The sequence below is a fragment of the Ruthenibacterium lactatiformans genome (assembly GCF_000949455.1).
Classification (GTDB): domain Bacteria; phylum Bacillota; class Clostridia; order Oscillospirales; family Ruminococcaceae; genus Ruthenibacterium; species Ruthenibacterium lactatiformans.
In genome coordinates, this window is record NZ_JXXK01000020.1 from 1 (window position 1) to 11,356 (window position 11,356).

The 11,356-nt window shown below is 54.4% G+C and carries 7 protein-coding genes and 1 pseudogene; all 8 read left to right on the forward strand.

Annotated elements, in window-relative coordinates:
- The first annotated feature begins 106 nt into the window (after positions 1-106).
- The 8 genes and pseudogenes from TQ39_RS12965 (at position 107) to TQ39_RS12995 (ending at position 11,304) form a co-directional block, all read left to right on the forward strand.
- Positions 107-1,030: a ParM/StbA family protein gene (locus tag TQ39_RS12965; protein WP_050005819.1), complete on the forward strand. Its 924-nt coding sequence runs from the start codon at positions 107-109 to the stop codon at positions 1,028-1,030.
- Positions 1,027-1,305 carry a hypothetical protein gene (locus TQ39_RS20360; RefSeq protein WP_082052251.1) on the forward strand — a complete coding sequence of 93 codons (279 nt, stop codon included), beginning with the start codon at positions 1,027-1,029 and terminating at the stop codon, positions 1,303-1,305. Before TQ39_RS12965 ends, TQ39_RS20360 begins: the two co-directional genes overlap by 4 nt.
- 145 nt (positions 1,306-1,450) lie before the next feature.
- Complete coding sequence (locus TQ39_RS12970; protein WP_050005820.1) at positions 1,451-1,999, forward strand: hypothetical protein; 549 nt, start codon at positions 1,451-1,453, stop codon at positions 1,997-1,999.
- A 117-nt stretch (positions 2,000-2,116) separates the two neighbouring features.
- A complete protein-coding gene (gene dcm, locus TQ39_RS12975; protein ID WP_050005821.1) occupies positions 2,117-3,265 on the forward strand; it encodes a DNA (cytosine-5-)-methyltransferase in 1,149 nt (382 codons plus the stop codon).
- Between the two features lie 70 nt (positions 3,266-3,335).
- Positions 3,336-3,710: pseudogene (locus tag TQ39_RS12980) on the forward strand (hypothetical protein); the annotation flags it as partial.
- Positions 3,711-4,972: 1,262 nt separating this feature from the next.
- A complete protein-coding gene (locus TQ39_RS12985) occupies positions 4,973-9,856 on the forward strand; it encodes a SpaA isopeptide-forming pilin-related protein (protein ID WP_167541536.1) in 4,884 nt (1,627 codons plus the stop codon).
- Positions 9,853-10,581, forward strand: a complete 729-nt coding sequence (locus TQ39_RS12990) for a class B sortase (RefSeq protein ID WP_082052252.1) — start codon at positions 9,853-9,855, stop codon at positions 10,579-10,581. Before TQ39_RS12985 ends, TQ39_RS12990 begins: the two co-directional genes overlap by 4 nt.
- Positions 10,582-10,620: 39 nt before the next feature.
- Positions 10,621-11,304 carry a DUF3846 domain-containing protein gene (locus TQ39_RS12995; RefSeq protein ID WP_242853503.1) on the forward strand — a complete coding sequence of 228 codons (684 nt, stop codon included), beginning with the start codon at positions 10,621-10,623 and terminating at the stop codon, positions 11,302-11,304.
- Positions 11,305-11,356 lie beyond the last annotated feature (52 nt).

Below are 11,356 nucleotides of genomic sequence, written 5' to 3' on the forward strand. Positions count from 1 at the left end.
CACCTCTCCCCCTAGTATAAATTTACCGGCTGGGAAGAAAAGTTATCTACCAGCCGTTTACATAGATCCGCAAATTTCAACGAAAAACGAAAGTGAGGCAAAACCCATGAACATTGGCATCGATCACGGCTATTATGCCATCAAGACGCGGCATTGTTCTTTCCCAGCCGGTCTTACAGCCTACGGCAGCCACGAACCTTACACCCGCCAGGGACTCCTTGAGTTCGGCGGGTGTTTTTTTGTTTGTGGAACCGGACGGCAGCCGATCCAGCGCGACAAAACCATCAACGACAACTACTACCTGCTGACGATGGCTGCATTGGCACAGGAAATCCGCAGCCGGGACGCACCAACCGAGTGTACGGTGCGGATCGCGGCGGGGCTGCCGCTGACCAGCTATGGCCGGGACAAGCCGAAGTTTCGCAGCTATCTGCTTCGTCCCTCCCAGCCGGTCCAGTTCTGCTACGAAGGCGTGGAATACAGCATCACTATCGCGGATGTGCAGTTGTTTCCCCAGGGCTTTGCGGCCCTGATGGCTGAGCCGGATCTGTTGACCGACGAACCGTCGCTGCTGCTCATGGACATTGGCGGCTGGACGGTGGATCTGATGCGGATCGACAACGCCCTGCCGGTAGCAGAAACGGCGCACAGCCTGGAACTTGGGATGATTCGTTGCATCGACGAGATCCGGGAACGTGTCCGTCAGGAAACAGGTCTTTCGCTTACTGATGCCCAAATCGAACAGATGCTGGCGGGCCAGCCCTGCAGCCTGGCTGACGAGGTGCGCAGCATCGTGAACAAACAGGGGCGGCTGTATACCGAGCGGTTGTTCTCCGCAGTCATGGAAGCGGGCTTCGATCTTCACGCCATGCCTCTGGTCATGCTGGGTGGCGGGGCCTGCATCGTGAACCGTCACGTCAGCCCCAAAGACGGCCTGTGTCGGGTTATTCCGCTGCTGGACGACCGGGTGAACGCCATCGGTTTTGAGCGCGCCTTGGGCCGCGTTCAGGGCACGGTGAGCGAGGGGTGAAACGGCCACAATTTGTATTCAGACCCACACTGAGCAATCCAGACCACCGGAAAGCGTGGGAAAGACTACAAGAAATACCAAAAGGCCAGCGTAAGGACTTCTTGGTGAGAGCAATTCTAGCCGAGATGGAAACAGAGCAGCTCAAAAAAGAAATTCGTCAGGTGCTGCGAGAAGAATTGACTTCCAGAGAAGGCAAAACAGGCAATTACATACCGACTGCGGAGAAAGAGGTACCCAAACAAACGCTGGATTTTTTGGCATCGCTCTGCGACTGACAGATCAATCCCCATTGTTGCTTATGATGTATTTCTGGCACTATATTCGATGTGTTATCGTTGGTTTTAGTGAATAGCTTTCTGCTTGTGTTTGCAGTATGCTTTGCTTAGCCCAAGAGGAAAAGCACAAGAAAGGAGCCATAGCATGAGCAAATTAACGGTAACACTTCCGGATGATCTGCACGCACAAATTCGGCAGGAACTGGAAGAACAGGGCATCACCACCGGCCAGTTCATCGAGATGGTGGTCACGAAATACTTTACGAAAGACAAGAAAGGAGCAACCAATATGGCAACCAGAACCATCGCATTTCAGGTATCCGAGGAACTCTACCAGCGTATCAAAGACTACCTCAAGCACTACGAGGAAACCTACGGACGGAAGCTGAGCCAGAAAGACTTCATGGTCCAGCTCATTGAGGCCGAGCTTGACGCCGTCGACGAGGAAGCCGAGGCCGCAGCCGCGCAGAAGCAGGACCCCAGCGCGGAGATGAACGAAACCGTGGGAGAAGATCCCGCGGAAGATCCGGCAGAGTCGGACGATGAAGATGAACCGGACGTCGATCAGGAGAACAACGACCCCGATGAGGACAGTGATACGGACGAGGAGACCAACACCGAGGAAGCCCCCGATGAAGCCACGGATGGCGAATCGGAGTACGGCGAAAGCGGTGATGCCTACACAGAAGAATAACCATAACAGCCAGCCCCGCAGGTCAATAGCCTGCGGGGCATTTTTCATATCTCTATGAAAGGGGGAATGCCTTTGCTTGTGCTCTAAATAACAACACCATCGACCAGAAAGGAGCGGATGCGAAAGACCATTCACTATATTGATATGTTTGCCGGCATGGGCGGCTTTCGGGAGGGGCTGGCCAGAGCCGGCAATTTTGTTTGCATGGGACACTGTGAGATCGACAAATACGCCGACCGCAGCTATCGCGCTCTGTTTGACACGGAGGGAGAGTGGTTCATTGACGATGCCCGAAAAGCCGATCCCGATACAATGCCCGACTTCGAACTGCTCTGCGGAGGATTTCCTTGCCAGGCTTTCAGCCTTGCCGGCAACCGACGAGGGTTCGGAGATCCTCGCGGCACTCTCTTCTTCGAGCTGGCCCGATTGGCTGAAGCCCGGAAGCCTCGCTATCTGCTGTTTGAAAACGTACCCGGCCTGCTTTCTCATGAGGGCGGACGGACGTTTGCGACGATCCTCCATACGCTGGACAGACTGGGGTATGGTGTGGAATGGCAGGTGCTCAACAGCAAAGATTTCGGCGTCCCCCAGTCCCGCCGCAGGGTGTATCTTGTCGGATATCTTGATGAGCGATGTAGAGGAAAAATACTTCCTTTCACCACAGCAGCAGGAAATGCTCTTGCACAAGTTCGACCAGGCGCCCAGGGAGAACGAATCTATTCCCCAGACGGAATAAGCTGTACACTGGCTGCTCAGGCGGGAGGATTTGGAGGACGCACCGGTTTGTATGCTGTCGGATTGCCCATCAAAGAAGCGACCCGAAAAGGCTACAAGATGGCCTATGAAGGGGACAGCATCGACATCAGTTACTATAGCACCAATACCCGTCGCGGTAGGGTGGGACACAAAATTGCCCACACCCTCACCACCGGATCAACACAAGGGACACCATGCTTCATCGATATGAATCGTGATCCCCAAACCACCGAGATTGCCCGCTGCCTGACCGCAAAGCAGAACGGCGGGATTCGCAAGCATAAGAGAGAGGCTTCCGGGGTGCTGCACAATGGCCGAATCCGCCGCTTGACTCCACGGGAGTGCCTGCGTCTGCAGGGCTGGACAGATGAGCGCATCGACAAGGTGCTGGCCATTCAAAGCGACAATCAGATCTACAAACAGGCCGGAAATGGCGTGACGGTCAATGTGGTGGAGGCCATCGGAAGGCGGCTGGCTGCGCTGGATGCCCAGCTCTACGGAAAAACATAAATCGCCATGGGACAGACCCTTGCCACAAAGCGGGGGCCTGTTTCTCTTACAGGAAAGGAGGCGTTTAATTATGGGAATTCACGCGATTTCAACTGATAGTCTGCGCCGCATGAATGACAGCGAAGGATTGATCTTGCAAGGCTGTGGTGGCGATCTGCAGGAATGGCTGGACGGTATCAATGAGATGTTTACCGAAAACGGCATTCTTAAGGATGGCACCAAGTTTCAGGATATCTCTTCCTTCGAGTATGACGGCCTGACCTGTCTGCTCTATCCCTTTGAGGGCGTGAAGCTGGACGTCGGAAAACTTGCCATGTGGCGGATACAAACCCATGCAACTTTCGGCGGCACGTGGCTCTCGGATTTTGTTCCGAACCGTTTGGGTGGTTTTATCCCGGAAATAGGGCGACCGGCGGATGCGCCGGAAGTCCCCGCACGACCTAAACCGAAAAGGCAACAGGAGCGGTAACCCAAGATGCATTTGTAATAAAGGAGACAGTTATGCCGAATCATTTTATTAAACTCTGGAAACGGGGGATGGCACTGCTGTTGGCAGGAGTTTTGCTGTTCAGCAATCTGAGCGGCTCTCTGGCATTTGCAGAATCCACCCCCTCGCAAGAAACCACAACGGCAACTTCTGAAACCGCAGAAACAGCAGCGGAAGGAGCGCTGAGCGAACAAGCTCAGGCGTTTGTGGACGCTGTTGCGGCGATGAATCGTGACAGCATGGTGGCAGCCAGCAACGCCTGGGGGCTGGCGCATCAGGCATGGATGGCTGACCTGGACAACGCCGTGCTGGAGTCCAAGCTCAATGATGCCATTGCTGCGCAGGAAGAAGCCTGCGCACCGCTGTATGAAGCAGAGGATCTGTATAACCAGATCCCGGAAGCAGAACGCAGTGATGACCGTGTGCAAGACGCCTATGCCGTGTGGGCAGCTATTCTTGCAGCCACCTACGCCGCAATGGAAAACCCGGTTGCTACCGGAGCGGGTGGGGAACCGGACCTGGGCGAGATCACTGAGATGCTTTACGACGATCTGCCGGATGCACCCACCGGAAGCTACATCGGCAGCATGGGGCTGCCCATTGCCACTGGTCAGACTCGTATTTCCGTTTCGGAATGGGTAACAGACCTGTACGACGGTGTGGATGCGCATATCGATGCTGAAGCACTGCACGCAGATGACCTGATCATTACAGTGGGCCGGGAACCTGGAGAAGAATATGCCATCGTTCCCTTGATGGTACAGGTCGAATACCCCGCCAATGGGAGCACATCGGAGATTCTCCTGCCGGAGGACGTGGTTCTCATGGACTTTGAGGGCCAACCGGCAGATGCAGATGAAATCGAATCCATTACCAAGACCGGCTACAAAGAAACTTCTGCTTTTGCCTCCGGTTTCTATGTGAAAGCCGACCATGACTTTTCAGTAGAATTTCGCTACAGTGCTCCGGATGGCACTGAACTGAGCAAGACCCTGCAGGTGAAATTGGGCGAGAGCAAGGCAGCCATGAAAACCGCGGCGAATGCCGTAGCCGGCACCTATGCTGCCGGACCCACACCCCCGTTTACCACCGGCAAGATCACCTCGATCAGCTTCGAGGGTGGAACGTGGCTGGTTTGGTTTAACGGCGTTGAGGCTTACTGCTGCAGCCATGGTCTGAATGGCCAGCCAACGGGTTGCCCAACCTATAGTTTTTCGTATGTGTCGCGGCTGGAACCCGGTCAATATACGCCCGGTAACCACTATGCGAACCAGATCAATATATGGGGCGGGCTGGGACAGCTTTCGCTGAACCTGCTGGAAGAAAAGCACAACGGAACGACGGCAGCTACTTACGGTTTGGAGAGTGAAAACGCTGCAGACACAGCATATCGCTACTACGATGACGTTCAGCTGTGGATCATGGCCAACTATCCGAATAGCTTGGCCGCCCAAACCTATCGTGCTTCTGCCCAGGAGCTGTCCGAGCAGGGAACTGATAGCAAAGCCGCTACTTACTCTGGCGAAAACGGATACTATACCTATATCTATAACCCGCCTGCCGGGTATGCCTGGCAGGTCATTGCCATTGTAGGCGAAGAAATTTCGGAGGAGGGTGGCGGTACGGATATCCCGGACGTACCCGACTCCGAATACTATTCCGCAAACTGGGTGGCCCCTGCGCAGTCCGCCAGCGGAAGCTTTGACGTGACCTTCACGATCAACGCCGATAAACAGCAGCTGGAAACCGGCGAGAAGGTAGATGGTGCCAAGATCACTGTGACGCCATCCAAAACGAGCGGCAGTATCGACGGTGGCAGCTGGCAGATGAGCCCCGCCGGCGCGCAGACTATTACCACTTCCGGCCACACAAACGATGACAGCTATCAGAACAACGGCGGCGACGGTACAGTAACCTGGTCGGTGCATTATGAGGTCGGCAAGACCAGCACAACCACGCTTAGCGGCCAGGAAGGCCCCTACAGCAGCCAAGCCGAGGCGGATGCCGCTGCGGATGCAGCAAAAAACGCCGCCATTTCGCAGCTGCAGAACGAAGCGCAAGGCATGGTGGATGCAGCTATTGCAACCGCCCGTGCTGAGCTGGCGTCGATTCGCTTCTCCTACGATGAAGTAGAGATCCCGTATGGTTTCGAGGAATTCAATGGCAGTCTTGGTAGCCACCAGACTATCACCGTGCCTGCTGACAGTTCCAACGACTACATTATGAAAAACGATGAGTGGTCACTTCAGATCAACCTGAAAAAGGTGGACAGCGAAACTGGCCAACAGATTGCTGCCGATGCTGCTTACGAGGTCTATGAATGGGACACCGTGACGCAGAAGTATATCCCGTATGGTGGGTACAATCAGTACACGGTTGTCCGCAATGAGGATGGAACTTACTCTGTCTCAAACGGATCAGCGTATGCTGCCGGTGACCCAATCAAAAGCCGGACAATGTATTACACGCAGCGCAATGAAGGACGATTCCTTATTGTGGAAACCCGTGCCCCTTCTGGCTATTACGGCGATTGGACAGATGTGGAACATCCCGGCACCGCAGGTACGCCTTTGGGCAAGCGGGGCTACTATATCGAAATCACCAAAGCCAACGACGGTAGCGTAATCTGGTTGGACAATACAGATTACAATGCCGACATCGCCTTCGAATACACTGGCGGCACAAAACTGTTGACCTCCGGCGGTGTGGAAGCCACTGTGACGATCAGCGATGAAAAGAAAGATGCTACCCGTGTCTATAAGACCGACAGCACCGGCCTCGCAAACAACGAGGACAGCTACACGATGACTCCGAAGGATGGCAACTTCCAGAATGATCGCGTTTTGGGCGAGATTATTCTGACGAAATCAGATCTGGATCAGCTGCGACAGAATACACCCCGCAGCGCCAGCAGTTCTGCAGTATCCGGTACCGCACCTCACGGTGAAGCCAGCATCGAAGGGGCCGTGTACGATCTTTACGCGGCTGCGGATATTCAGCATCCTGACGGTGTGGCCGGGGTGGTTGATTACAGCAAGATTGTGGACAGTAGTGGTAAGCCTATCTGGCATACCACTGTGCGTACCAACAATGGCTGGGATGAGAGTTATCTTCCCATTCTTGCCAAAGACCATTTGGTGGCCAGCGCCGAGATCAAGGATGGAAAGCTGGTGTTCGGAAACCTTTATCTTGGTCGGTATTATCTGGTTGAACGCGCTACCGGTATTGTCCTGCCGGTGGATACCAACAGCAAGTTCTACATCACCGGACAGTACCCGGAACTGAACCGTGAGCTGGAGCCGACCGGCCAGTATTCTCCCCTGGAACAGTCCGATGGTGAGTATACCGACTATATCTATAAGAATCTATACTCCGCTGTGGCAGAGGGCCGTGCGCTGGACGGCAGCAAAACCTACGATGGCTACTACCTGAGCTACGCCGAAGGGTACCTCTGCGATGAGGTCAATCACTATCAGACCCTGTCCTATGGCGATGAGTCCGGGTATGTGATCCGTGAGAGTGAGCACAGCCTGGATGCAGTGCTGAAGGGCGGCTTCGAACTGCGCAAGCTGGTGAGCACCACCGGCCCGGGCAGCCCCGCTCCCAAGCTGGAAGGTGCAGGCTTCACCATTTACCGCATCCCCGATCTGAGCAAGGCGGATCAGTTTACCCGCAACCCGGACGGTAGCTACAACATCCAGAGCGTGTTGGACGCCTACCGCAAGGACAATTACGATAACGAAACCCTCAAATATGATTTCAGTCAGGAGAGTCAGGCCGTAGCGCGGATGTTTGAGAGCGACACCGATCTGGTGTATGCCTACAATGCGACCCTGACTGAAGCGGGCGACAATGCCAACGGCAGCGGTCTCGGCTGGGTGCCCACCGGCACGACCAATGAGTATCGTCTCGATGAGATCTTCACCAACGAGGGAGGTGTGTTCCGAGTGACTGGCCTTCCCTATGGGCAGTATCTTGTCGTTGAGTCCACCATCCCGAAAGATGTATTCCAATGCAATCCCTTTGGCTTTACGGTGGACAGCACTACTCCGCAGAGCGTCATGTGCCAGCCCAACGGAAGTGTGACCGAACCCAGCAACAGTTACCTGACTTATAACATCCTCGATGAGGAAATGGAAGGTTATCTGAAACTGATCAAGGTGGATGCCGAAACCGGCAAGGCAGTCAAACTGGCCAACACCTCTTTCGCCATCTATATGCTGCATGAGGATGGAACCAAAGAGCGCCTGTCCATGGTCGATCCCAGCAGCGGTGATCCAACCGAGAAAACCAACGTGTTCTATACCGACAGCGAGGGCCGCATGAAAACCCCCGAAAAACTGCCCCTGGGCCGATATGAGGTCGTGGAACTGGAAGGCCCCAACGGCTTCTTCAACGATGAGCAGTATTCGGTGGAGTTTGAGATCTCTTCCGACTCGGCGTGGGAAGTGATTGGTAATGCTGTCAACGACATGGATGAGTATATCCTTACCCAGGAGTACATCAACCATGAGACCTTGGGCAGGTTGACCATCCGCAAGACGGGCCCTGTTCTGACCGGCTGGGAAGAAGAAAATAGCGACCTGATCGATCCGCAGTTTAGCGGAGAGGCGTGGCCCGGCCACTTTGTTTACGAGGATCGGCCCATCCCTTACGCCGAATATACCATCACAGCCAATGAGGACATTTACACCCAGGATCATCAGGTGGATGCCAACGGCAACCGGACCCTTTGGTATGCCAAAGGCGATGTAGTTGCAGTCGTACAGACGGGCGATGGTACCAGCGATATCGTTACATTCGCACCCGGCCGCACCAATTCCACCTATGATTTCCTTTCGATTGTCCACGATGGAACCGTAGGCGAAGTGACAGTGACGCTGCCTCTTGGCAGTTACCACATTGAGGAAACCAATGCGCCGTATGGTTATGTTGGCACCAAGCAGAGCTACGATGTGGTATTTTCGTGGGATGTCCAAACCAACAGTGTAGTTATGGCTCAAAGCATTACCTCTACCGATGAGGAAGGCAATGCATCCACGGATACCTTTGAGGTTGTCAACGCGGATGAGGCCACCGCCGAACAGGTAGAGGCGCAGGTCCTCAAGTTCTACAACGAGAGGGTCAAAACGGAACTCACCGTCTGCAAGCGGGACGTCAAAATGGATACGCTGGTTGCCGGTGCTGTCTACAACCTGTATACGGTGGATGATATCTACAATGGCTCTGGCGAGCTGCTGTTTCATGCAGGGGATCTGATCGCAACCTCGGCTCCTACCGACTCCGAAGGGCGCACTACGTTCACCTGCGATCTGCCGCTGCGGGGGCTCTACTATGGCATGAGCAACGTGCAGATTCCTGAAAACACCACTGCCAACAGCGGACGCTATCTGCTTCGTGAGCTGCGCGCACCGGAAGGATACTACCTTGATGCACCCGACCAGGAGCTGGCCTTCATCTATGCCGGCAGCAGTACGCCCGTGGTGGAACTTGAGCAGACCTTCAAAAACGATGCCACCTCTTTCTATGTATCCAAGCGGGCGCTTACCGGTGACGACGAGCTCCCCGGTGCAACGCTTACCATCCAGGACAAGGACGGCAATGTAGTGCGCCAGTGGGTCAGCGGCGACAAGCCCACCGAAATCCGCGGACTGAAATTTGATACGGTTTACACTCTGGTGGAGACCGCCGCGCCCAACGGGTATGAAGTGGCAGAAAGCATCCGGTTCAAGCTGTTACAGAGCAAGGATGAAAACGGCGACCTGCTCAATGCGGCGGATGTCTATGTCTGCACCGGCAAAGACTGGCTGATCTTTGACCATTGGGAAAAGCTGGAGGACGGCATGGTCATTATGCGCGATGCCCCCAGCCCTGAGACTCCTCCCACACCGGATAATCCGACTCCGACTCTTACTCCGGAACAGCCGGTCAGTACTCCTGCCCCCACACCGGCACCGTCTGTCCCTGTCCTTCCTCAGACCGGTGATATTCCGTGGCTTCCTGCAGTCCTGTTCGGAACAGGGGTGGCGGCAGCCATGGGCTTGGGACTGATTCGGAAGAAGAAACACACTGGAGAGCAAAACAGCCAGAGTAAAGAAAAATGATGCATCGCTTTGTAAAGGGGCTCCTGCTTGGAATCCTTTTCATCTGCAGCATAGGTTTGCTCTGGTTTCTGGTAATCCAGCCGTTTCTGACGCAGAAAGATGCAGAGGATCTGAAAGCCCAATACATTGTCACTGCGCCGCAGGCTGAATCTGCAGAGAGTGAACAGGATGGCGGGGAGAAGCACCAATTGGATTTTGCATCCTTGCGTTCTCGCTATCCGGATGTTCATGCATGGCTTACCATACCCGGAACCTGTGTGGACTATCCTGTAGTGCAAAGCAGTGCAGATGATCCTGAATATTACCTTCGGCGGAATTATGATGGACGGTGGAGACTGGCCGGAAGTCTGTTCTTCCAATATGACTGTACCCCCAAAAGCAAGAATGTCGTGATCTTCGGTCACAACATGAATGATGGGACCATGTTTGGTGTACTGGAAAAACTGACCGAGCAGAAGTTCCGTGAGCAGCATTCGACGATTTTCTTGGAAACGGAGGATGGAGTTCGGGAATACCGGATCGCATCGGTTTTGACAACCGACCTGTCGAGAATCCCTTTTAACCGGACAGTGTTTGCAGATGAACAGGATTACCTCGCTTTTGCCGGCACGATGCTGGAAGAAACAGGGTATGAACCGCAAGCAGTGAAACGCCTGCTGACGCTTGTGACTTGTGCCTACAACTGGGATGGAGCTCGGACAGTCGTTGTCGCTGTAGAGAAATGAATTGCCTGAACGGAGAAAGGATGTGATAGATGGTTGAAAGTGCTGATTGTTGAGCCGGGGCAGTATCCCCGGGAAGCGGAAATCGCAAAGAGTCTGAAAGCAGAACAGGCTGTGGTCGGGGGACTCATCGAATGTGTGTATCCCTGGCAGGACAACGCCTGCATTGTCTGCAATGACGAGGGCAAGCTGGAAGGGCTGCCCCTCAACCGGACGCTGGATGACTATGACGTGATCGCTGGGACTTTCTTTGTGGTGGGGCTCACTGAAGATGACTTCTGCAGTCTGACCAATGAACAGGTGGAGCGGTACAAAGCCATGTTTTTCAAACCGCAGCTGTTTGTCCCGTATCGCGGTGGTCTGATGCAGGTGCCGTATACCAACCCTGATCTTCCGAATACCCCGGAATCCATCAAGCAGGATTTTGCAATCCGGCACAACCTGCCGGAATTGAGCTTCTGTGCGGTTGAAGGATTCGACCATGTGATGCTCGTCCAGTACGGGAAAGATGGATATTGGGAGATCGATGCTCCCCCGGAAGGCATTGATGCCAAGACGTATGCGGAACGCCTCAACGCCGCTATGGGCGTTACCAAGCAGCAGCAAACAGCCATGCTGTATGGTCTGACTGTTGGATGGGATAAGCTGGCATACCGCTTTCCTGACATTGATGAGCAAGGACGCATTACCCGGCCCCGAAAAAACCTGGATAACAAAGAGAGATAAGCCATGACCCAATATGTTTTTTACCAGGCGCGTAGCCCTCCCGGCTGTGCGC